A 23,078-nucleotide genomic window follows, 5' to 3' on the forward strand; every position below is an offset into this window, starting at 1 on the left:
ATGGTAAGTCAAGTTACATTAAATGTACAAGGAATGTCATGTGGTCATTGTGTAAATGCAGTGGAAAGTAATGTTGGAAAATTAGATGGCGTGGAGCAAGTTAATGTTCATTTAGAGACTGGAAAAGTAGATGTATCATTTAACGAGGAAAAAGTAACAGTTGAGAAAATCAAAGAAACAATTGATGACCAAGGATACGAAGTGAAATAAATGAGTGCTGTTAAGGCACTCTTTTTCTTACAAAAGTATATACCCCGTAGTGGTATGCTGTTAGAGGTGAAAATCAAATGAGTAATGAATTAAAAGAAACAAGTCTCCAAATTACAGGAATGACCTGTGCGGCCTGTTCAATAAGAATTGAAAAAGCTTTAAATAAGATGGATGGCGTGGAAACAGCCAATGTTAACTTAGCTTTAGAAAAGTCTTCGATTAAATACGATCCTAATAAGCTTAGTGAAATAGACTTTGAAAAGAAAATTCAAGATCTTGGCTATGGCGTTGCGAAGGAGAAAAAAGAGTTTGCTATAACAGGAATGACCTGTTTTGCCTGTGCGACAAGAATTGAAAAAGGACTAAACAAATTGGGGGGAGTATTGCTAGCAAACGTTAACTTGGCACTTGAAAATGCTACTGTAGAATATAACCCTTCTCAAATTTCCATTTCAGATATTATTGGGCTTGTAGAAAAGTTAGGATACGGGGCACTAATCAAGGATAACGAAAAGGAGACGGTGGATTACCGTGAGCAGGAAATCCAGCGTCAAAAAAGAAAATTTTTCATTTCTGCAATTTTGTCGCTTCCATTATTGTGGACGATGGTTGGTCATTTTTCATTTACATCGTTTATTTATGTGCCTGAATTTTTGATGAATCCATGGGTGCAATTGGCTCTTGCAACACCAGTTCAATTTATTATCGGGAAACAGTTCTATGTAAGTGCTTATAAAGCTCTCCGAAATAAAAGCGCGAATATGGATGTGCTAGTAGTCATGGGAACATCCGCTGCTTATTTTTATAGTGTCTACCAAACCGTTATAACGATTGGTGAGCATCATATGGCAAACTTGTATTTTGAAACGAGTGCCGTGCTAATCACGCTTATTTTATTAGGCAAATTGTTTGAGGCGAAAGCAAAGGGGCGTTCCTCAGAAGCGATCAAAAAACTTATGGGACTGCAAGCTAAAAAAGCTTTAGTTATTAGAAATGAAACTGAAATAGAAATACCGCTCGAAGAAGTCATTGTAAGTGATATTATTTTGGTGAAGCCTGGTGAAAAGATTCCGGTTGATGGAGAGGTCCTAGAAGGAAATACTGCTGTGGACGAAGCTATGCTAACAGGTGAAAGCATTCCAGTAGATAAAACGATTGGCGATTCGTTGTATGGTTCAACGATCAATAAAAATGGTTTTATTAAAATGAAAGCAACTAAAATAGGAAGAGACACTGCACTCTCCCAAATTATTAAAGTGGTAGAGGATGCGCAAGGCTCGAAAGCTCCTATTCAAAGACTTGCCGACAAAATATCGGGTGTATTTGTGCCGATTGTAATTGGTATAGCCACGATTACCTTTCTAATATGGATTATTTGGGTCAGTCCAGGAGAGTTCACACCAGCATTAGAAGCGTTAATTGCTGTTCTTGTTATAGCTTGTCCATGTGCCCTTGGACTGGCAACACCTACTTCGATCATGGCTGGTTCTGGGCGTGCAGCAGAATTTGGTATTCTGTTTAAAGGTGGAGAGCATCTGGAAACTACGCACCATATTGACACAGTCATTGTTGATAAAACTGGAACTGTAACAAACGGTAAGCCAGAATTGACTGAAGTAATTGTGGCAAATGGAATGAATGAAGAAGAATTTCTTTCTTTAATAGGATCAGCTGAAAAACAATCAGAACATCCACTTGCTGAAGCAATTGTTCAAGGAATTCAAAATCGTGGAATAAAGCTGCAAAATGTGGGAGCTTTTGAAGCAATTCCAGGATACGGAGTTAAAGCAGCTGTCAATCAAAAAGAGATTCTAGTAGGAACTAGGAAGCTAATGAATCAGAATCATGTGGATATTTCAGAAGTACTAAAAGTGGTGGAGGAATTAGAAGCTAAAGGTAAAACGGCCATGTTGGCAAGCATTGATGGCCAATATGCAGGAATAATTGCAGTAGCTGACACAATTAAAGAAACTTCTAAAAAAGCGATCAAACGATTAAAAGAGATGAATATTGAGGTCATTATGATGACTGGTGATAACTGGCGTACGGCTTCTGCAATCGGTAAAGAAGTTGGAATCGACCATGTCATTGCCGAAGTACTTCCGGAAGGCAAAGCAGAAGAGATTAAGAAGCTCCAAGCTGCTGGTAAAACGGTCGCAATGGTTGGTGACGGAATTAATGACGCACCTGCTCTGGCAGTCGCTAATATTGGTATGGCGATTGGAACAGGAACAGACGTAGCGATGGAAGCGGCAGATATTACATTGATACGAGGAAATTTAAATAGCATTGCGGATGCAATTATAATGAGTCGCAAAACGATGAGAAATATTAAACAAAATCTATTCTGGGCATTTGCCTATAATGCATTAGGCATTCCAATTGCAGCTTTAGGTTTATTAGCTCCTTGGGTAGCGGGGGCAGCCATGGCATTCAGCTCTGTATCAGTGGTATTAAATGCTTTGCGATTGCAGCGAGTGAAGTTATAAATTGGATGATTTTTTAGTTTAAATAGCAAAATGCACCTTGAATTTCTTATTTCAAGGTGCATTTTCACATTGAGATTTAAATTTTTATTCCCATTTTTCTTTTAAGTTGATTGTATAGACGAAATAATAATTGGATAAGAGGTTCTAGTTTTATAGAAAAATACATAACCAGCCCGCTTGTTGCACATGAAAGTAACGCACTACCTATCACATCAATTGGATAATGTACGCCGACATATATACGTGAAAGTCCAACAACTATTGCCCATATTAAAATCGGATATTTAAAACGCTCATTTCGCATAATGAAAATCCATGCGATTGCAAATACTAATACTGCGTGATCACTAACAAAAGAAGAATCGGCAGTATGTGGGACTAATTGATGAACTTGATGTGTAACAAAGGGACGTGGGTGGTAATAAACCAAATGAATAATTGCATTTATAACCAGCGCAATTGCTGAAGAAAAAATAGCGTATATAGCGGTATATCGCTTTTCGATCCCTTGTTGCTTGTGTCCTATAAACCATAAATATAAAATGATGACTACCGATATATAAGGTAGACTATTAGACAAGGTTATCATGATAGTATCTAATAATTTGGAATGCCCTGCCCATTCATTTATTTGTTGAAATATATGATAATTCATCGTATTTCTCCTTTCGCAACGAACAATTTCGTAATGGAAACCGGAAAATGGTACAATTTCTACGGTATATTGCAAGGATAAACGTTGAATCTGAAAATACGATGAAAATTAGTGGTTGATAAGGTTATTTAATTTTATAGTTCTTTTGACTTATAGTTGGAGTTTTTATATTTATGACTATAGATAGTTTGATTATTCTGATAAAGTGGTAAAATATTGAATAAGGAAACTATATGGAATGAGGTGGTTCGTATGACTTTAATAAAAGCTACTGGTAATGGTATGTCTCATCAGATTACTAGTTTGGAAGAAAGAAAACGTGCGATGCAACGGAAGGATGCTGGCGAAGCGTATCGAAAGCATGCAACATATTTTCAGCCAAAAGTCCCTTCCTTATCTGAATTAGAGAATCTATTATTAGGCAATAAAGAAAGAGAGGAAGAAACGCCTGAAGTAAGTGCAGCTGTAAAAGAGTTTCAGCAATTAGAAGGCGCGAACAGTAGACCTACCAAAGGACCTAGCACCACAGTGCAAACAATTGGTGGACCAACACTTGAAAAAACCATTGAGCTTTTAGAAAAGGTGAGAAGTTCAGCATTAGTTCCAGTTGAACCAACTCCGCAAGATGTACGTGTAGTTGCTAGTACTACTGCTAAAATTCAGCAAGTGCAGTCACAAATTATGTTAAATCAAGAAGCAAATCGTCAAATTAAATTGGAAGTAAAAAACCAAAAAGAAAACGAAGCAGCTGTCTTTAATCGCTCCACCCATTCTGATTTTCAATCCCCAAAAGTGTTAGAAGAGGATTTGGGGAATATACAGAAAAAACGATTAAAAGAACAAGCGATTGCAAAATATTCATATCAAGTACATTTGAAACGCTACGGTTTTACCGATCAACAGTCTAGCTTCTTTCGAATAGCTTAGGAGAAATACAAATGGGAAAAAAGCAAAAAACAAATGCTGTTCGAATATTGGAGCAACAAAAAATACCGTTCGATTTAATAGAATATGAGTTAACTGGAGATCAAGTAGACGGGGTGACTGTAGCGAATAAAATAGGCTACCCTGTTTTTGTCGTGTATAAAACGTTACTGGTTACAGCCGGAACAAACAAATACTTTGTATGTATTATTCCAGTAGATAACGAATTAGATTTAAAGGCTGTTGCAAAAACAGTAGATGAGAAAAAAGTAGAGCTACTTCATCTAAAGGATCTTCTTCCAACTACAGGGTATATCCGCGGAGGGTGCTCTCCAATTGGAATGAAAAAGTTATTTTCTACGATTGTAGATGCAAGCGCACAAGGACTAGATTATATAATTGTGAGTGGTGGGAAAATAGGACTTCAAGTGAAGCTTGCGGTTCCTGATTTACTCCAAATGACAAAGGGTGAACTTGCGGAAATTAGTAAGAAAAAAAGTGTTTAGCTTTTCCGCCATATGAAGTTATAATGAAATGAATAGTATTTTTTCCATTCCAACCACGTTGTGAATGGTTTTTTTACGGAAATAGAAAGTAGGACTTTTATGAAAAAGGAATTTGTTTGGCGCTGGATATTTTTTATAGGTGGCGTCATCTTAATGGCGTTAGGTATTTCCATGACCATCAAGGGGCAAAGATTTGGGATTGGACCTTGGGATGTTTTTCATGTAGGATTGTTTAAACATTTGGGATTGTCCATTGGAACTTGGGCTATTTTAACGGGAGTATTTATTGTAGTTGTCACGATGATTGGGACAAAAAAGTTTCCACAACTCGGAACTTGGCTCAACATACTCTTCATTGGTTCATTTATTGATGTGTTTAACTGGCTCTTGCCTGATGTTACAAGCTTTATTGGACAACTGATTATTTTCTTAGTTGGTGTGATCGTAACGGGCATTGGTGTTGGGGTATATGTGGCGCCAAATGTAGGAGCAGGGCCCCGTGATTCACTTATGTTGTTGCTCATAAAAAAAACAGGGTGGAGCATAAAAGTGGTACGTACTTCTCTAGAAGTCATCGTTGGGCTCGTTGGTTGGGCACTTGGAGGACCAGTAGGAATAGGGACGGTTATTATTGCAGTTTTGTTAGGTCAACTAGTTCACTATACATTGCCAATGTCTCAAAAGTTTTTATTTCAAATTTGCGGCTATACAATTCCATACATAAAAAAAAGTGCTGAAGATCAGAAATGATTTTCTGCACTTTTTTCATATAATCTTATGGTTTTGCATATATTATTCATTGAATGAATGATAGAAAGGATGACGATTTGAACGGAACAATTACGCACTATATGGGTAAATCATATACGGGACAAGGTGTTAAAAGTTTCTATAAAGAAATCATTCAAGAAGCTAAAAAAGTTTACTTTTTTAAGGGACCGACTTCCTATCGATTAACTGATATTTTAAAAGAAATAGGGTATGCAGGTATTCGTAGAGGGAAAAATATGGAATGGTTTTACGATCCCCTTCATGAAGAAGTGTTAGAAGGGATATATATTAAGGATACGAAAACGCTTTATCTACAAACGGATGCAGTCGATCCATCTTATTATGGTGCAGGTCATGAGTGGGTTCCATATTATGACGCGTATGATGAAAGTAAACTTCGAGAAATTGGTCCACAAATTCGAGATAAGCAAATTACGAATGATGTGTGGCTTTCAAAAGGACTGCAAGCACTTTCTCGTGCTAAAGTTATCCATGATGAATGGGAGCAGCTCACCCAACCAGCCGTTAACTGGGAAGGGATAAATGCTTTATTGGATGAATTAAAAAAGAAAGCAATTGGTAATGTGGCACTTCAAAAAAATCCAAAGGTGACACATCGCCTGATGGGATCACTTACTCCACTCGGTGCAAAGGATACGCTAAATTCAATCTCTAAAAACTTAAAATCTAGACTATTTATCAAAGGATTACCAGGTAGCGGAAAGTCCTCCTTTATGAAAAAGTTTGGTGCAGAAGCAAAAGTACATGGGCTAGATGTACGTTACATTTGGTGTGGGTTGGACGCAAATAGTGTAGACGGAGTTGTTATTCCAGAATTGCAATTATGTATGGTGGATGCAACCAGTCCACATGTATACGAACCTGAACGAGAAGGCGATGAAATAGTTGACTTCTTTACCCATATTGATCCATCATTATTAGATGATGAGAAACTAATAGAAGTACAACAAAGGTATTCTTCTGAAATGGAGCTTGCACAAGACTATCTTTGTACGTATGCTGCTGATTTTAAAACGATTAAAATGATGTACGACTCTGCCATAGATGAAGATAAATGGAGGAAGTTGCATAATAAAATGGTCGATACAATAGGGTGAATTGCGGAGATTAAAAATACTTTCCAACTAAACTCGTGATTATTCCAACTAACCATCTTAAAACTCCAACTAACTAGAAATTCTCATATGCAGTAAGCAACAAATTAATTAATGCCATGCCGCTGACTAATGTCTGCGGTTTTTTTTGTCTTTTTGTCTAGGCATGTTAAGATAGAAGTGACTATTTCGCTTGAAAGGAAGATGACCTTGTCAAACGTATTAAACAATTTTTTAACAGAAAACCTAAATGAATTGAAAGACCAAGGCCTATATAACGAAATCGACCCTGTAGAAGGACCAAATGGAGCGAAGATAAATGTCCGTGGCTCGGAACTTATTAATCTATCGTCTAATAACTATTTAGGGCTTGCAACAAATCCGGAACTTAAACGCATTGCAAAAGAAGCGGTGGACAAGTATGGAGTTGGAGCAGGAGCAGTTCGTACGATCAATGGTACACTAGATCTTCACGTAAAATTAGAAACAAAACTTGCAGAGTTCAAAGGAACAGAAGCAGCTATTTCGTATCAATCAGGCTTCAACTGTAATATGGCAGCAATTTCAGCCGTAATGGATAAAAACGATGCGATTCTTTCGGATCAATTAAACCATGCATCCATCATCGACGGTTGCCGACTTTCTAAAGCAAAAATTATTCCTTTCAACCACTCTGATATGAATGACTTGCGTGCAAAAGCAAAACAAGCAACAGAATCAGGCATGTACAATAAAGTAATGGTTATCACTGATGGCGTATTCTCGATGGACGGAGATATTGCAAAACTTCCTGAAATCGTAGAAATCGCAAAAGAATTCGACCTAATTACTTATGTAGATGACGCACACGGTTCAGGCGTAACTGGAAAAGGTAAAGGAACAGTGAAGCACTTCGGTTTAGAAAAAGAAATCGATTTCCAAATTGGTACGCTTTCTAAAGCAATCGGAGTAGTAGGCGGATACGTAGCAGGTAAAAAAGATTTAATCGACTGGTTAAAAGTTCGCTCACGTCCGTTTTTATTCTCCACTGCATTACCACCTGGCGATGTAGCAGCAATCACTGCAGCAGTTCAAATAATCATCGATTCTACGGAACTACATGACCAGCTGTGGGAAAACGGAGATTACTTGAAAGCTGGATTATCTAAGCTTGGATTTAATATCGGTGCTTCCGAAACACCAATCACACCATGTATCATTGGTGACGAAAAGCTAACACAAACTTTCTCTAAACGACTATTTGAAGAAGGCGTCTACGCAAAATCCATCGTCTTCCCAACTGTACCAAAAGGCACAGGCCGCGTCCGCAACATGCCAACAGCCGCACATACAAAAGAAATGCTGGATGAGGCATTGGGTATTTATGCGAAGGTTGGTCGGGAGCTTGGAGTAATTTCATAAAAAAATAAGATAAAAAGCAGCCAATATAGGCTGCTTTTTATCTTATTCAATACTTCTCTCCATATGCTCAAATGAATAAAACAGACTAAATTTCTGAATACCTCGAGCCTGATCAATACTCGCATCTGCCTCCTTACGGAAGGAAACGATATCTCCCTGTTCTTTAGCAATAATTGCTTCAATCGCATAGGGCATCCAACCAGTCGGCAAGTTTTCTTTTTGTTTCCTTGCTTCCTCAAAATTTCCCTTTAATACTTCAACATAGGCTATGTAATAAGTACGTAGTGGTTCCTTACTAATTTGTTTCGCTAGTTGTTCTATTTTTGATACGTTATTTTCATAAAATGCAAGATTAGTTTTATACACTTCTTGCATATAGCGACTGTTATGTTTATTTAAAATTGCTTGAATCGATTCGATAATCTTTTCAGGATCACCGGTTTTTATAGCAAGTGGATAGGCAAAAATAGGTTTTCGTTTGTTTTGCTCTAAGTATCGTTCAATCCGCTTTAAATTATTTGATTTATATACGGTGTACATTTGGGGAACGACTAAAATGAGTACATATAATATAAGTGTGCTCAGGTAAATAAACCAAATTGGTAATTCAAGCATAAGCATGACAATTGTAAGCACTAATCCAAGTAGAATAATTAATGTATTATGAAATAATTTCATCATAGACCTCTTTTTTTCTTTTCATTATACCAAATCATAATTAAAATGGATTGTTGTGTTCCACCACCGAACAACGTATAATAAAATAAATCAAAACATTATTAAATCAGCGTTTTTCCAATATAGTATGTTCTCTCCAAAAACACATTTGTTTTCGAAAGGAAGAAAAAGATATGAAAAAGATTATGGTAACCGGTGCTTTAGGACAAATTGGTTCGGAATTAATTACAAAACTACGTAAAGAATATGGTGCTGAAAATGTACTGGCAACGGATATAAGAAATATTTCATCAGGAGTAAAAGAAAGCGGTCCTTTTGAACTTTTAGATGTGACTGATGGAGAGAAAATGCATCAGATTGCCAAAGATTTTGGTGCAGATACGATGATGCATATGGCTGCTCTTTTATCAGCAACTGCGGAAGCTAAGCCTTTACTTGCTTGGAATTTAAATATGGGTGGACTTGTGAATGCACTTGAAGCTTCACGTGAATTAAACATGCAATTTTTCACTCCAAGCTCAATTGGAGCATTTGGGCCATCTACACCTAAAAAGAATACACCACAAGATACGCTTCAACGTCCGACAACTATGTACGGAGTTAACAAGGTTTCTGGTGAACTTCTTTGTGACTATTATTTTCAAAAATTTGGATTAGATACTCGTGGCGTGCGTTTTCCCGGTTTGATTTCCAACGAAACATTACCAGGTGGAGGAACGACGGATTATGCGGTGGATATTTATTACAAAGCTTTAGCGGAAGGGAAGTATACTTCGTACATTGCGGAAGGAACGTATATGGATATGATGTATATGCCAGATGCTCTTCAAGCGATTGTAGACGTAATGGAAGCAGATGCTTCGAAATTGATTCACCGAAATGCATTTAATGTTACAGCAATGAGCTTCGAGCCAGAGCAAATTGCGGCATCCATTAAAAAAGTAATTCCAACATTTACAATGGATTATGAAGTAGACCCAGTTCGCCAAGCAATTGCAAATAGCTGGCCAGATTCGATTGATGCAACTGCTGCTAAAGAAGAGTGGGGCTTCTCTTATAAATATGATCTTGATACAATGACAAAAGATATGCTCGAAAAATTAGCAGCAAAAAATTAACTCGCATAAAAAACAGCTGACACTAGATAAAAGGTGTCAGCTGTTTTATAATATCCGCGACCCTATGTAATCCATAATTTGGAGGAGAATTGAGCCTGACACAGGGTCGCTGGAGGATCGGTAGTACTAAAAAAAAAAAGTATCCATTGATAAAAAAGCGCTGAGCGGACGAAATTATATCTTCGTCTGCTTTTAAAAGAGTAGAACAGGATCTCATCTCTCATTAACCAAACCTTATGAACCTTGTCTCTCAACATTCCAAGAGGGCGACGGACAAACAACCGCAACAAGATTATCGAAAAAAGTGGATTGAGAAGTGACGCAGTCACTTCTCAATCCACAATTCCAAAGGTAATAGTGTAGCCATTGTTTAGTCCAAAGCACTTGGGAAATGGTGAGTACAAGATGGACTTAAGCTTCTTTTAATTAGAATAATAAATGTGCAACTAATGCAATAATCGGAAATGAAATAAGGGTACGCAATAAGAAAATCACAAGCAAATCTTTAAAGTTCACTGGAATTTTCGAACCGAGTAACAATCCACCGACTTCCGACATATAGATCAACTGCGTAACCGACATCGTCGCGATAAAGAAACGAGTCATTTCGGAGTCAATCGATCCACCTAAAATAGAAGGCAAGAACATATCCGCAAATCCAACAACCATCGTTTGAGCAGCTGCTGCAGCTTCCGGAATGCCAAATAACATTAATAACGGCTCAAATGGTTTCCCCAAAATGGCAAAGACCGAAGTATATTGAGCGAGCATTAAAGCAATCGTACCGAATGCTAATACAACAGGAGCCACGCCAATATACATATCAATCACATTCTTTACACCATCAGAAAAGAACTTAGTAACAGAACGATTGCGATCTGCCGTATTCAATGCCTTTTCTAGTCCATGCGTAAATGCATTATAGTTTTCAGGATACTTTTCAGCGTCCAAATCTAATGGACGACCGTCAATATGTGTCTCTGACTTACCTGCAAGTGGATATATTCTTGGCATTATAAAAGCAAGAACAATCCCGCATAATAATACAGTCAAATAATAAGGAATGAAATAATTAGCCAATCCAACTTGCTCTATTACGACAATACAAAAAGTAATAGAAACAACTGAAAAAGTAGAACCAATGATAGCCGCTTCTTTTTTCGTATAATAGCCTTCTTCATATTGTCTACTTGTAAGTAGGACCCCAATCGTTCCATCACCAACCCAAGAAGTCAGTGCATCCACTGCAGAACGTCCAGGAAGTTTGAATAATGGGCGCATAATTTTAACCATCATCGTCCCGAAAAATTCAAGCAACCCGAAGTTTAATAGCAATGGTAATAGCAATCCGGCGAATAAGAAAATAGTAAAAAGGAAAGAAACTAATCCATCTGGACTTAATAACATTCCACCAGTATTCTCATTCCAAACAACCTCAGGTCCAATTTGAAAAATGATTAATACCGCAAATACTGCTCCAACAACTCGTGTAACCGTCCAAAATAACGTCACTTTAAATAGATTGTTAAAAAATGTGTTTTCTTTCGGTTTGAATAAAAATACAACGGAACCACTTGCAGCAATTAGCATGGTTGCAAGTGCTATCCAATGCACGATTGGTTCTAACCAACTTGATAATATACTCCCAAATAACGCTATGGGAATTTTAAAACCATCTGCAGTTGGCAGGGGAATCATAAATAAAATAACACCTGCTATGGATGGTAGCAGGAATAAAATCCAAGTAGATAACGAAAACTTTTTCAAAATAAAAGACCAACTTTCTATAAATGAATATTTATGCGAATGAACGAATTATTCATACATACTAATTCATTTATATTAGAAAGTCTATAGCATTACAGGATGTTCTACTATTCGAAATCTTTGTTGAAATCGTAAGTGTAGAAACGTTCGAAATGTAGCCAGTTTTCCGCTTCTGGCTCTCCATCCGCTAAACGTTTGTCCATTTCCTGTAGCATCCAAGCTGTTTGTGAAATATGTGCTCGCATCGATCCCATTTTTTCATCACGGGAATCTTTAATATTATGAATAATATCCGGCTCACCTAGATCTTCTTTCGAATTGTTCGAAAAGGCAAGAGCATAAATAGTTGGACGATTTTCTTCCGGCATACGACGAATGGCACGAATCATCGCGCGTCCTGTAGCATCGTGATCTGGATGCACGGCATAATTTGGATAGAATGTGATTACTAGAGAAGGATTCGTATCTTCTATTAAGTTCTCCATCATGCCAACCATTTTTTCGTCATCTTCAAATTCAATCGTTTTATCCCTTAGTCCCATCATTCGAAGATCTGTGACACCCATAGATTTGGCGGATGCCAGAAGCTCTTGTTTTCGAACTTGTGGTAGTGTTTCACGAGTTGCAAAAGGAGGATTTCCTAGGTTTCTTCCCATCTCTCCTAAAGTTAAGCATGCATACGTTACAGGTATTCCTTGTTTTATATAAGTTGCAATCGTGCCAGAGACACCAAAAGCCTCATCATCAGGGTGAGGGAATACAACTAATACATGTCGTTCCATTGGTAAAGTCATTTATTTTTCCTCCTTAATAAGTGAATGGTGTTCTACTAATTTCAAGCGCAACCGCTAGTTTTCCGCTTTGATCGTGGCCAGCCATAAGTAGGCGGCCATGCTCGTCTAATTGAAAGTGCGTAATACCTTGCGCATAAACCCACCCATGAGGCAATTTTAAACCAACACGATGTGGTGCTTCCCCAGCCACTTTTCCTAGTTCAAAACGGATTAGTACATTGCGGATAAAAGCACCCGCATTAAACACATTTTCATTAAAATGTGTGGCATAAGCACCATTCGTTGTTTCTAAATGTATATAAACATCTTCGTTTGCAAAATTATTCAAAAGCTCTTGTAATTGTTCCACCTTAACAATTTCCATTTCTAAATCCTCCTAGCATACTGTCTATTATTAGTATAATGAAAAAAAGTTCTTGAAGCGAATGATTGAGATTTTGAGTGCAAACATAAAAACTCGCAAAGTCCGAAATGACTTTGCGAGTAAGTAAGTTATTCATTAAACTATAGTTGTAGTTACATCTGGAGCACCGTATTTTCCTTTTGCCCCGTGTAGAACTGGCCCAACGTATTGATTTAGCTTCCAGCCGTGTGCAATTGCAGCGGAAACGAATTCTTTTGCTTCAAATACTGCATCTGAAACTGTAAATCCATTTGCTAAGTTAGCAGTAACAGCAGCTGCGAACGTACAGCCAGCCCCGTGGTTATAAGTTGTTTCTGTTTTTTCTGTTTCAAGTAACGTATGGGTTTGTCCATCGTAGAATAAATCAACTGCTTTTTCATGCGCTAGTTGTTTTCCACCTTTGATCACAACATTTTTTGCGCCAAGTGCATGAATCTTTTCCGCAGCAGCTTTCATGTCTTCGATTGTTTTCAATATTCCAAGACCTGAAAGTTGTCCAGCTTCAAAAAGATTAGGAGTGACAACTTGTGCACGTGGCAGTAAGTATTTGATCATTGCATCTACAGTACCTGGATTAAGCACTTCATCTTCGCCTTTACAAACCATCACTGGGTCAATTACTACATGACTCACACCTGATTCTTCAATAATAATACCAGCAGTTTCGATAATTTCTTCCGTACTTAACATACCTGTTTTTATCGCATCCACGTTTGTAGACAATGCCGTTTTTGCTTGACGTTTAATCTCCTCAACAGGAAGGGAAAATACATTGTGGCTCCACCCGTTGTCGGGATCCATTGTAGCAACCACCGTTAAAATATTCATACCGTATGTACCGTGTTCTTGGAAAGTTTTTAAATCTGCTTGTATTCCAGCTCCACCAGAAGTATCAGAGCCAGCAATTGTTAATGTTTTTTTAATAGACATCTCAAAAGTCTCCTTTATATTTCCATCATTTAATATAATTCATTGTATCAGATTAAGGCGAATTTTTGAATTATGGAAGCTTTGGGGCAATCCATAATTTGATCAAAACAAATAGTAAAATAATCGCAATGAAAATAGTAATAATGGAACCTATAACAATGCCATTTGCAAATAAAGAAAATGCTATGAATAGAAGAAATGCTATGAATAGAATCGTTCCTAAAGTGAAACAGCCCATACCTAAATTTTTTGCCTTGTCAGGAACTTCATTAGATGTTGTAGCTGCTTTCTCGATCGTCCTCAACTTTTCGCGATAATGTAAATCGGCCATTTGCACATCCCCTTTTTTTCATCGTACCATGTATCGAATAGTTGTTAATAGAGAAACTTTTCGCTACTGTTAACGTAGTAGATTGAAAGGAAAAGAGGGATGACATGAGAAATGACGATAAAATTCGCGAAATGGAAAAATTACTAAAAGAATTAAAAGCACAAAATGAAACAGTCGCTACGATTGCAGAAAGTCCTATTAATAGAGGAATCAGCTTTTGGAAAGTGCGCCGTCTTTTATTTAAACTAGGTTTTAAATCCTTCTTTGCGATTGCACTTATTGTTCTTCTACTGCTAGCAGCCTTACCATTTGCTGCATTTTGGGCAATTAAAGGAAGTACATTTACGGAAAATAAAGGTTCGTTTATTGAGCAAGTACAAGCTTTGAATGAATTATCAACAGCTCAAGCTTTTACAAAAGTAATTATTGAACGACAAGATAATGCATTATTTGGAAAAGAAATCGGTATTGATTTACCAGGAACAAAAAGGCAGTTACTAGTAGTAGTGCCTGGCTCCGTGAGGGCTGGAGTAGATTTTTCAAAAGTGACAGAGTCTGATATAAAAGTGAACGAGAAAAATAAAACAGCGAAACTCACATTACCTAAGGCGCAATTTTTAGGTGGGCCGGAGATTTTATTCGATCAAGTAGAGGTATTTTCTTATGAAGGATTATTTCGTGAAAAAGCGGATATAAAAGAAGCGTATGACCTTGCAGACAATGCCAAAGAAATGATGATCGAAGAAACTACAGGACAAGGGTTATTGCAATTAGCAGAAGTAAACGCAGCGAAATCGGTGAAAGAAATGTTCCAATTAGTGGACTATGATGTACAAGTAGAATTTAAGGAGTGATGCGTAGTGGTTAGTTGGGAAGAGATTCTAGTGGAAGAACGAGAAAAAGCCTATTTTGTGAAGCTAAAATCCTCTCTTGAGAAAGAATATTCAGAACAAACGATTTATCCTGCACAAGCTGATATTGGAAGTGCTTTTCGTGCGACAACTTATAATGAAGTGAAAATAGTGATTCTTGGTCAAGATCCATATCACGGAGAAGGACAAGCGCATGGTATGAGTTTTTCAGTGAAGCCAGGAGTACCTATTCCGCCAAGCTTACGCAATATGTTCAAAGAACTTTCGGATGATATGGGTTGTCCGGGTCCTTCAAGCGGATATTTGGAAAGCTGGGCTAAGCAAGGAGTTTTATTGTTAAATACAGTATTAACTGTTCGTGCAGGGGAGGCTAATTCGCATAAAGGAGCGGGCTGGGAAACGTTTACAGATACAATGATAAAAAAGTTATCGGAACGAGAAAAGCCGCTCATTTTTGTTTTATGGGGGAAACCAGCTCAAGTGAAAAAAAAGTTAATTGATACAAGGAAGCATGTCATTTTAGAAGCACCGCATCCAAGCCCATTGAGTGCATATAGAGGTTTTTTTGGTAGTAAGCCATACTCAAAAATAAATGCACAGCTACAAGCCTGGGGGGAGACGCCAATCGATTTTTGTCTGTAATTATGCTATTATATGGAATGAAAGTGGGGGAGTGCAATGGCTGTGAACTGTTTTAAATGCCGCCACTTTTTTACTACATGGGATGCCAGTAATCCTCGTGGATGTAAGGCTTATGGATTTAAAACGAAAGAGCTCCCATCTGCATTAGTAAATCGTACCTCTGGCATGGAGTGTTTAAAATTCGAACAAAAGCAAGTGGAGGTGCAAAAAAGATGATTTCGAATGAACAAATTTTGAATCAAATAGAAAAACAAATACATAAAGCGAAAATGGAAACGAATGGACAGGCTACGCGAGAGGCATTTGCCGCCATCCGTGCATTATGTGATGTCGTACTAGATTCCACTACATCCGTTAGTCCCATCCAGTCAGCACCAGTTATCTCTGCACAACCAATCACATTAAAAGAAAACGATGCCAACGGAGAATCATTATTTGATTTTTAAACTTTTTCAGTAGCGCTAAAGAAAGCAAAAACCTCTGGGGGATCAATTAGAAATTAAATTGTGCCAATCATAATGCAAAATCCGAGCATAAATAGACTATTAGAAAGTAGGAGACTTTTGTGAAATTTTTTATCATCGCAGGGGCGATTAATGGATTTTTATCTGTAGCACTAGGCGCATTTGGTGCACATGCTTTAAAAGAAAGACTATCTGAAAAGTATTTAGCAGTATGGGAAACGGCTGTTCAATATCAAATGTTTCATGCACTCGCATTAATTGCAATCGGCATTTTGATGAGTAGTAAATTACTAGGTCATGTCACTTCCTTGAATACTGCAGGATATTTAATTTTAGTAGGAATTGTTTTATTCTCAGGAAGCTTGTACGCATTAAGCTTATCGGGCATCAGTGTTTTAGGTGCCATTACCCCAATCGGTGGAGTAGCCTTTCTAGTAGGATGGATCATGCTAATCGTTGCAGCAGCAAAATACGCAAACTAATAATTTGAAGGACCAAATCATAAATGGGTTTGGTCTTTTATTTTGAGGTAAATTACATTCTCTATCAAACTGCCTGTAATTATTATTTATTAACAGTAAGTAACTGGCAGATCGAGACCGATTTGCATAGCAGAGCAACCAATTCAGATGCAAGAGCAACCAAATCACATCTAACCGCAACCAATTCCAGAACAAGCGCAACCATTTCTCAAATAAAGAATTAGCTCTTTGTGAGACATGATAAATGAGTGCTAATCTAGCAAATTTACCTGTAATTATTATCTATTAACAGTAATAATCCGGCAGACCGAGACCAATTCGCATAGAAGAGCAACCAATTCATATGCAGGCGCAACCAATTCGCACCTGACCGAGACCAATTCCGGAGCAAGAACAACCATTTCAAATCATAAAGAGGCTTATCCACTATACCGGATAAGCCTCTTTTCTCATAAGCTATAATTAATTTCTTCATCGAATGTTGCGTAGTCAAAGTAAATCATGAGCATTAAGTATCTTTTGCCGTTGGGATCACTAAGAATAACGTGATCTCGGCCGGCAGCTTCGACATAGCCTGTAATAACTATTGAGTTATGTTCTTTACTGTGTTCGAATGTAAAATAGAATGTACCGAGCTTTCCTTTATTCATTCTCAAAATATTTTCAATATAGGATTCTTCTTGACGTCTAGCAGCGGGTAGTGGAACGCTTGGTGGGGTCATTTGCTGCTGTTGTGGATAGCCTCCGGGGTGCCAATAATATTGAACCATTCATACATCCTTTCTGTAATTAAATGCTAGGGCAATCCTCTTCTGAAGGGGAGTAGAAGCAGTGTGCTTTAAAACGTCCAGTGTTCCATTGGTTATACCACTGAGCAGGGCAATCGCCACCTGGGTCAAAAAACCATAAAGAACGCTCTCCAGGATGAAAACGTTCTCCGTTAATCACACGCCTTGCAAGTTTTCTATCAACCTCCCGTGCACGCTGATAAAAATACGATTTTGTTGTTGCTTCAAATCCACCGGGCTTTTGAAAAACCATGTCTTCCAAATTGCGGACATCTTTGAAGTCTAAGCAGTCAGCACGAACTCGGTTTACTCCAACATTCCCGACCAATAGCATTCCAAGATCGCCTTCACCTTCTGCTTCTGCACGCATTAATCTTGCAAGTAAATCCAACTCCTTCGCCGTAGAACGAACTACTGCCAATGCATCACCTCCTACAATACACTATGCAAAAAGGTGTTACATCATGCCCAAAAGCGAATAAGCCCGTAAAAAAAAGATTGCAAAAAATGCAACCTTTTCTGGAAATTATATATTAAAAAAGTGTTTGCGTTTTTCAACAGCAAGAATTGTACCGATAAAGAATGAGCCGAATTCAGCGTATCTTGCGCTAACTTCGTCAAAACGCATTTCATAAACCAATTTTTTAAACTGAAGTACATCATCTGAGAATAAAGTTACGCCCCATTCGAAATCGTCGAAGCCAACTGAACCCGAGATGATTTGTTTTACTTTACCAGCATATTGGCGGCCAATCATACCGTGGCTACGCATTAAACTTTTACGATCTTCCATTGAAAGCATATACCAGTTATCTTCGCCATTGCGACGTTTGTCCATTGGGTAGAAGCAAATGTATTGGGAACGTTGAAGCTCTGGATATAAACGAGCACGAACATGTGGGTTTTGGTATGGATCTTCGTTTGATTCACCTGCTAAGTAGTTAGATAACTCAACTACAGAAACATAAGAATATGCAGGGATTGTAAAATCGGCAATCGTTAATTTGTTGAATTTCGCTTCTATTTCTTGAAGCTCGTCTATTGTTGGACGCAATGTCATTAACATAAAGTCGGCTTTTTGACCAACAATTGCATAAAAAGCATGAGCGCCTGTTTTTGCATCATCTGCCAGTTGTAATTCATCTAAAAATGCGACAAATTCATCTGTTGCTTGTTTACGAAGTTCTGGATCAATCTGTTTCCATGATGTCCAATCCATTTGGCGAAAATCATGTAAAACGTACCAACCATCTAGTGTAATTGCTGCTTCATTCATTGAGTAAGACACTCCTTTTATTTAAAGATTTCGCCTTTTAAGTGTATCATACAAGCCCCAATATTTCCCGCTTGGCATGTATTTGCACATGACAATCTGTGACAAACTCGTGTATGCTTGAACTAGCAAAAACTTCAATAGGAGGAGCAAACTTGGCTGATTTATTTCACGAAATAAAGCACAAATTAAGTGGAGCCAATATATCCATTGTATTACCTGAAGGAACAGATGAACGAGTCTTAGATGCAGCTGAAAAATTGCAAGCGGAGGGGATCATTCAACCTATCGTAATAAGTTCTTCCGAAAATCTTCCAAAAAGTTTGACTGTCATTGATCCCAAAACGTACGAAGGGATGGATGACCTCGTCTCCGCATTCGTAGAACGGCGTAAAGGAAAAGTCACAGAAATAGAAGCAAGAGCGCTGCTTTTGAAAGACGTCAATTATTTCGCAACGATGCTTGTCTATACAGGCAGAGCAAGTGGTTTAGTAAGTGGAGCAGCGCATACAACGGCGGAAACGGTAAGACCTGCACTTCAAATCATCAAAACAAAACCCGGTATCACCAAAACAAGCGGCGCATTTATTATGGTTAAAGATGAACTTCGTTATATTTTTGCTGATTGTGCAATTACAATCGCTCCTACAAGTGAAGACTTAGCAGAAATTGCAGTGGAAAGTGCGAAAACCGCTACTGCCTTTGGAATAAAACCAAAAGTCGCTATGTTATCCTTCTCTACAAAAGGTTCCGCTCAGTCAGAAGAAACGGAAAAAGTAGTGAAAGCAACTAAATTAGCAAAAGAGTTGGCACCATATATAGCAATAGAAGGGGAATTGCAATTTGATGCAAGCATTGTTCCAACAATTGCAGTAAAAAAAGCACCAGGAGCAGATGTGCAAGGCGATGCAAATGTCTTTGTATTTCCCTCTCTAGAAGCGGGGAATATCGGATATAAAATTGCAGAGCGTCTAGGTGGGTTCGAAGCAATCGGACCCATTTTACAGGGATTAAATGCACCAATCAATGATTTGTCACGTGGCTGTTCAGTAGAGGATGTATACAAACTAGTTTATATTACTGCAGCGCAAGCGTTAGAATAGGGAGTTAAGAAAATGTCTCAAATAGAAACATTATTACAGCAAGAAAATTGGCGATTTTGGGATCAATCACTTAGCGGAAAAAACCGTTCCGCATTAGAATCATTCGCCTCAGATGATTTACTCTGCCATTTAGTTGGACAAGGGAAATCTCCTGCAACGATTCGAACTTGGGTACACACAAATACAGTTGTTTTGGGAATACAAGATCACAGACTGCCGTTTGTAGAAGACGCACAGGATTTCATACGCACCCAAGGGTTTGCCCCTATCGTTCGTAATTCAGGAGGTCTAGCGGTTGTATTAGATGATGGGGTGCTTAATGTTTCGATTATTCTTTCTGAAAACAAGCAGTCCATTGATATTTCTACTGGGTATGAAGTAATGCTAGAATTTGTTAAGCTATTATTTCCAGAAGCAGAAGGGAAAATAGAAGCTTTTGAAATTGTCGGATCATATTGCCCAGGTTCATATGATTTAAGTATTGGTGGGAAGAAGTTTGCTGGGATTTCGCAACGTAGACTTCGACAAGGGATTGCCGTCCAAGTGTATTTATGTGTAGAGGGTAGTGGAAGTGAGCGAGCAGATTTGATACGCCAATTTTATGAAATTGGTGTACAGGGTGAAGAAACAAAATTTAGTTATCCAGTAATCCATCCAGAAGTGATGGCCTCTTTGAATGAATTGCTAGACACAAATTGTACAGTTGAAGATATTGTCATACGCATCCAACAAGTATTGCAACATCTGTCTACTAATGTAGTATCCCAATCTGTTACACAAGATGAAATGGAACTCTACCAATTTTATATGCAACGAGTAGTGGATAGAAACAAAAAAATGCTAACAAAATAAGAAAAACCACCAATCCATTAAACGGTTGGTGGTTCTTTTGATACTAGATTCCCGTTTTTTTCCATCTGAAAAATTGGGACAGTTGGAACTTCTTCATCATTTAAAGTAACTAGTCTTCTTGCGCGGTTCATAATTTGAACGAATTGCTCGTAATCTTGTTTAATTGCAGCGTTTTCTTTTTCTAGTTTTGCAAGTTCACTTTCTAATTTTCGAATTTTTTCGTTTGAAATAGTTGCTAAATGGCGATACCTTGATATGTCTGAATCGCTATGCTGTAATCGAACGAGATAGGCGATAATAATATCAATCGATAGGGCAGAAACCGGGATAGAGGCTGTACGTTCACCACTTTCTGCTGGTTTTGCTAAATAGATACCATTTCCTCTTCGTCTATAATCTTTCCCTAAAATACGAAGCTTTTCTTTTCGTTCTTTTTTCGCTTCTTTTAACTCTGATTCGTATTGATGGCGAACGACAGCATTCCAGCGAAATCCACATGCGGCAGCTGTTCGATTTAATTCATCTCCAGCTTCTTCAAATGCATTTAACTGCGTGCTTCCTTCGCGGACGTGTCTTAGTACCATTTCTGCTAGCATTTCATCATTTTCATCCATCCAAGCATCTTGTCTTATTTTTACCATGTTTGTCCTCCTACCATGTTCATAGTTTCGTTGTTCTATTAACATAATGGACAACTTAACGTTCTTTTATTCACGTAAAATACACTTGATAGCAATATAAGCTTTAAGATACAATGACCTGTAGACTATCACTATTTATAGAAAGGGTTGTGGGCAAATGGCAAACCATTTTAGAGTTTGCGATGAGTGTCAGGCCGTTAATTTAAAATCATTAATTCCAAAGCTAAAGGCGATAGATCCAGAAGCAGAAATTGAAATAAAAGAATGTCAATCTTACTGTGGTCCAGGCCGAAAAAAAACGTTCGCATTTATAAATAATCGTCCAGTAGCTGCTTTATCGGAAGACGAATTAATGGAAAAAGTACGCGCCAAATTAGAAGTGTAGCAAGCCCGTTTAGTTGAGATACCATTTTCTCTGCGACTAACAAGACATTGTAATCAGAACTTTTGCCGCCTTTCAAAGAGCGGTTTTTTTCTTTATAATAGAATAAATAATACCCAGTTTCAGTACCTACCAATCGAGTTTAAATGTTGGTGCTTACACTATAAATTATGGAGGTGGCTAAATGAGCTATGCAACGCAAAAGCTTGCAGAAGAAAAAGTGTTTAAAGACCCAGTTCATCGATATATTCATGTTCGTGATCAAGTAATTTGGGATGTTATCGGCGCAAAGGAATTTCAACGGCTTCGTCGGATTAAACAGTTAGGAACTACGTATCTCGTTTTTCATGGTGCAGAACATAGCCGTTTCAATCACTCTCTTGGAGTATATGAAATTGTCCGTCGAATAGTAGATGATAGTTTTAGTGGACGTCCTGAATGGGATGCTTCTGAGAGATTAGTAGTATTATGTGCGGCACTTCTGCATGATTTAGGGCATGGACCGTTTTCGCATGCGTTTGAAAATGTGTTTGGATTAGACCATGAAAAGTTTACCGGTGCTATATTGCTTGGGGATACCGAAGTAAATGAAATATTAAAAAGAGTAAGCTTAGATTTCCCTCAAAAAGTAGCGGATGTTATTGCAAAAACTTACTCAAATAAGCAGGTTGTCAGCTTAATTTCCAGTCAAATAGACGCGGATCGGATGGATTATTTACAGCGCGATGCTTATTTTACAGGTGTTAGCTATGGTCATTTTGATATGGAACGAATTTTGCGTGTTATGCGTCCTCGTGAAGATCAAGTTGTTATTAAATCAAGCGGTATGCATGCCGTTGAAGACTACATTATGAGTAGATATCAAATGTACTGGCAAGTATATTTTCATCCAGTTTCTCGAAGTGCAGAAGTAATATTAACGAAAATTTTACATCGTGCAAAAGCTTTAAGTGAAAAGGGGTATGATTTCAAGCAACAACCTACTCATTTTAAATCTTTTTTTGATGAAACTTTTTCATTAAAAGACTATCTCGCATTAGATGAAGGGGTATTAATGACTTATTTCCAACTCTGGATGATGGAAGAAGATCCAATTTTAGCTGATTTATGTGATCGATTTGTCAATCGTAAACTCTTTCAATATATTGAATTTGATTTAGCGAAGGATTATATGAAGATGAAAGAGTTAGAGTTATTATTTAAAAAAGCGGGTATAGACCCTGAATACTATTTGGTTTTTGATTCGTCTTCCGATTTGCCTTATGACTTTTATCGCCAAGGGGAAGAAGGAGAGAGAATCCCCATCCATTTGCTCATGTCTTCAGGAGAGATTCGAGAGCTTTCACGTGAATCAGAAATAGTAGAAGCAATTTCGGGGAAACGACGAACCGATCATAAGTTGTACTTTCCAGAAGATTTCTTAACAGAAGATGGCAAGAAAAAAGCATTGAAAAAACAAATCTTAGAGTTGTTAAAGTAAAGGTGGG

The 23,078-nt window shown here is 37.8% G+C and carries 27 protein-coding genes; 16 read left to right on the forward strand and 11 right to left on the reverse strand.

All coding sequences use genetic code 11. From position 1 onward, the window contains the following. Together copZ and ACEPXD_RS03015 are read left to right on the forward strand one after the other, a co-directional pair. Entirely contained in the window at window positions 1-210 is a 210-nt protein-coding gene (gene copZ, locus ACEPXD_RS03010) for a copper chaperone CopZ (protein ID WP_391119819.1), read from the forward strand. 77 nt (window positions 211-287) lie between these two features. Then, window positions 288-2,699, forward strand: a complete 2,412-nt coding sequence (locus ACEPXD_RS03015; RefSeq protein WP_391119820.1) for a heavy metal translocating P-type ATPase — start codon at window positions 288-290, stop codon at window positions 2,697-2,699. A 76-nt stretch (window positions 2,700-2,775) separates the two neighbouring features. On the opposite strand, the gene ACEPXD_RS03020 is transcribed toward ACEPXD_RS03015, so the two are convergent. Continuing rightward, complete coding sequence (locus ACEPXD_RS03020; RefSeq protein WP_391119822.1) at window positions 2,776-3,354, reverse strand: undecaprenyl-diphosphatase; 579 nt, start codon at window positions 3,352-3,354, stop codon at window positions 2,776-2,778. Between the two features lie 252 nt (window positions 3,355-3,606). Here ACEPXD_RS03020 and ACEPXD_RS03025 point away from each other — a divergent pair, with 252 nt between their 5' ends. The 5 genes from ACEPXD_RS03025 to ACEPXD_RS03045 all read left to right on the forward strand — a co-directional run bounded on the left by ACEPXD_RS03025 (window position 3,607) and on the right by ACEPXD_RS03045 (window position 8,071). Continuing rightward, window positions 3,607-4,281 (forward strand): hypothetical protein, encoded by a 675-nt coding sequence (locus tag ACEPXD_RS03025; RefSeq protein WP_391119824.1) that lies wholly within the window; start codon window positions 3,607-3,609, stop codon window positions 4,279-4,281. Window positions 4,282-4,292: 11 nt separating this feature from the next. After that, the gene (gene ybaK / locus ACEPXD_RS03030; RefSeq protein WP_391119826.1) at window positions 4,293-4,784 is read left to right on the forward strand and encodes a Cys-tRNA(Pro) deacylase; all 492 of its coding nucleotides are present in this window, start codon (window positions 4,293-4,295) and stop codon (window positions 4,782-4,784) included. Between the two features lie 99 nt (window positions 4,785-4,883). Further along, the gene (locus tag ACEPXD_RS03035) at window positions 4,884-5,534 is read left to right on the forward strand and encodes a YczE/YyaS/YitT family protein (RefSeq protein ID WP_391119827.1); all 651 of its coding nucleotides are present in this window, start codon (window positions 4,884-4,886) and stop codon (window positions 5,532-5,534) included. Between the two features lie 53 nt (window positions 5,535-5,587). Next, window positions 5,588-6,673, forward strand: coding sequence for a hypothetical protein (locus ACEPXD_RS03040; protein WP_391119829.1), 1,086 nt, complete (start codon window positions 5,588-5,590; stop codon window positions 6,671-6,673). A 201-nt stretch (window positions 6,674-6,874) separates the two neighbouring features. Continuing rightward, the gene (locus ACEPXD_RS03045; protein WP_391119831.1) at window positions 6,875-8,071 is read left to right on the forward strand and encodes a glycine C-acetyltransferase; all 1,197 of its coding nucleotides are present in this window, start codon (window positions 6,875-6,877) and stop codon (window positions 8,069-8,071) included. A gap of 42 nt (window positions 8,072-8,113) precedes the next feature. Here ACEPXD_RS03045 and ACEPXD_RS03050 read toward each other — a convergent pair whose 3' ends face one another. Continuing rightward, a complete protein-coding gene (locus tag ACEPXD_RS03050) occupies window positions 8,114-8,752 on the reverse strand; it encodes a hypothetical protein (RefSeq protein WP_391119833.1) in 639 nt (212 codons plus the stop codon). 170 nt (window positions 8,753-8,922) lie between these two features. Here ACEPXD_RS03050 and ACEPXD_RS03055 point away from each other — a divergent pair, with 170 nt between their 5' ends. After that, window positions 8,923-9,867, forward strand: a complete 945-nt coding sequence (locus ACEPXD_RS03055) for an L-threonine 3-dehydrogenase (RefSeq protein WP_391119835.1) — start codon at window positions 8,923-8,925, stop codon at window positions 9,865-9,867. Window positions 9,868-10,293: 426 nt separating this feature from the next. Here ACEPXD_RS03055 and ACEPXD_RS03060 read toward each other — a convergent pair whose 3' ends face one another. The 5 genes from ACEPXD_RS03060 to ACEPXD_RS03080 form a co-directional block, all read right to left on the reverse strand. After that, a complete protein-coding gene (locus ACEPXD_RS03060) occupies window positions 10,294-11,634 on the reverse strand; it encodes a YjiH family protein (protein WP_391119837.1) in 1,341 nt (446 codons plus the stop codon). Window positions 11,635-11,741: 107 nt separating this feature from the next. After that, window positions 11,742-12,428 carry a bacillithiol biosynthesis deacetylase BshB2 gene (gene bshB2, locus ACEPXD_RS03065; RefSeq protein ID WP_151698814.1) on the reverse strand — a complete coding sequence of 229 codons (687 nt, stop codon included), beginning with the start codon at window positions 12,426-12,428 and terminating at the stop codon, window positions 11,742-11,744. A gap of 13 nt (window positions 12,429-12,441) precedes the next feature. Next, window positions 12,442-12,792 carry a YojF family protein gene (locus ACEPXD_RS03070; protein ID WP_151698815.1) on the reverse strand — a complete coding sequence of 117 codons (351 nt, stop codon included), beginning with the start codon at window positions 12,790-12,792 and terminating at the stop codon, window positions 12,442-12,444. 135 nt (window positions 12,793-12,927) lie between these two features. Next, window positions 12,928-13,761, reverse strand: coding sequence for a bifunctional hydroxymethylpyrimidine kinase/phosphomethylpyrimidine kinase (thiD, locus tag ACEPXD_RS03075; protein WP_391119840.1), 834 nt, complete (start codon window positions 13,759-13,761; stop codon window positions 12,928-12,930). A 70-nt stretch (window positions 13,762-13,831) separates the two neighbouring features. Continuing rightward, a complete protein-coding gene (locus ACEPXD_RS03080; RefSeq protein WP_391119842.1) occupies window positions 13,832-14,092 on the reverse strand; it encodes a hypothetical protein in 261 nt (86 codons plus the stop codon). Window positions 14,093-14,196: 104 nt separating this feature from the next. Here ACEPXD_RS03080 and ACEPXD_RS03085 point away from each other — a divergent pair, with 104 nt between their 5' ends. The 4 genes from ACEPXD_RS03085 to ACEPXD_RS03100 all read left to right on the forward strand — a co-directional run bounded on the left by ACEPXD_RS03085 (window position 14,197) and on the right by ACEPXD_RS03100 (window position 16,552). Next, window positions 14,197-14,946, forward strand: coding sequence for a DUF4230 domain-containing protein (locus ACEPXD_RS03085; RefSeq protein ID WP_391119844.1), 750 nt, complete (start codon window positions 14,197-14,199; stop codon window positions 14,944-14,946). Window positions 14,947-14,952: 6 nt separating this feature from the next. Then, window positions 14,953-15,606, forward strand: a complete 654-nt coding sequence (locus ACEPXD_RS03090; protein WP_391119845.1) for a uracil-DNA glycosylase — start codon at window positions 14,953-14,955, stop codon at window positions 15,604-15,606. A 170-nt stretch (window positions 15,607-15,776) separates the two neighbouring features. Further along, complete coding sequence (locus ACEPXD_RS03095; protein WP_391119847.1) at window positions 15,777-16,052, forward strand: YwdI family protein; 276 nt, start codon at window positions 15,777-15,779, stop codon at window positions 16,050-16,052. 119 nt (window positions 16,053-16,171) lie between these two features. Next, on the forward strand, window positions 16,172-16,552 hold the full coding sequence (locus ACEPXD_RS03100) for a DUF423 domain-containing protein (RefSeq protein ID WP_391119849.1): 381 nt from the start codon (window positions 16,172-16,174) through the stop codon (window positions 16,550-16,552). 449 nt (window positions 16,553-17,001) lie between these two features. On the opposite strand, the gene gerQ is transcribed toward ACEPXD_RS03100, so the two are convergent. The 3 genes from gerQ to hemQ all read right to left on the reverse strand — a co-directional run bounded on the left by gerQ (window position 17,002) and on the right by hemQ (window position 18,616). Then, window positions 17,002-17,322, reverse strand: a complete 321-nt coding sequence (gene gerQ / locus ACEPXD_RS03105) for a spore coat protein GerQ (protein WP_391119851.1) — start codon at window positions 17,320-17,322, stop codon at window positions 17,002-17,004. Window positions 17,323-17,341: 19 nt separating this feature from the next. Next, window positions 17,342-17,710, reverse strand: coding sequence for a cell wall hydrolase (locus ACEPXD_RS03110; protein ID WP_391122974.1), 369 nt, complete (start codon window positions 17,708-17,710; stop codon window positions 17,342-17,344). A gap of 156 nt (window positions 17,711-17,866) precedes the next feature. After that, window positions 17,867-18,616, reverse strand: a complete 750-nt coding sequence (gene hemQ / locus ACEPXD_RS03115; protein ID WP_391119853.1) for a hydrogen peroxide-dependent heme synthase — start codon at window positions 18,614-18,616, stop codon at window positions 17,867-17,869. Window positions 18,617-18,768: 152 nt separating this feature from the next. On the opposite strand from hemQ, the gene pta reads away from it, so the two are divergent. Together pta and ACEPXD_RS03125 are read left to right on the forward strand one after the other, a co-directional pair. After that, window positions 18,769-19,716: a phosphate acetyltransferase gene (gene pta, locus ACEPXD_RS03120; protein ID WP_391119855.1), complete on the forward strand. Its 948-nt coding sequence runs from the start codon at window positions 18,769-18,771 to the stop codon at window positions 19,714-19,716. A gap of 12 nt (window positions 19,717-19,728) precedes the next feature. Further along, window positions 19,729-20,568: a biotin/lipoate A/B protein ligase family protein gene (locus ACEPXD_RS03125; protein ID WP_391119857.1), complete on the forward strand. Its 840-nt coding sequence runs from the start codon at window positions 19,729-19,731 to the stop codon at window positions 20,566-20,568. A 17-nt stretch (window positions 20,569-20,585) separates the two neighbouring features. On the opposite strand, the gene ACEPXD_RS03130 is transcribed toward ACEPXD_RS03125, so the two are convergent. Then, complete coding sequence (locus ACEPXD_RS03130; protein ID WP_391119859.1) at window positions 20,586-21,209, reverse strand: RsfA family transcriptional regulator; 624 nt, start codon at window positions 21,207-21,209, stop codon at window positions 20,586-20,588. Window positions 21,210-21,366: 157 nt separating this feature from the next. Here ACEPXD_RS03130 and ACEPXD_RS03135 point away from each other — a divergent pair, with 157 nt between their 5' ends. After that, window positions 21,367-21,594, forward strand: a complete 228-nt coding sequence (locus ACEPXD_RS03135) for a DUF1450 domain-containing protein (protein WP_391119861.1) — start codon at window positions 21,367-21,369, stop codon at window positions 21,592-21,594. A gap of 181 nt (window positions 21,595-21,775) precedes the next feature. Further along, window positions 21,776-23,071, forward strand: coding sequence for an HD domain-containing protein (locus ACEPXD_RS03140; RefSeq protein ID WP_391119863.1), 1,296 nt, complete (start codon window positions 21,776-21,778; stop codon window positions 23,069-23,071). Window positions 23,072-23,078: the final 7 nt, after the last annotated feature.

This window comes from Psychrobacillus sp. L3, from assembly GCF_042945595.1.
Taxonomy (GTDB): domain Bacteria; phylum Bacillota; class Bacilli; order Bacillales_A; family Planococcaceae; genus Psychrobacillus.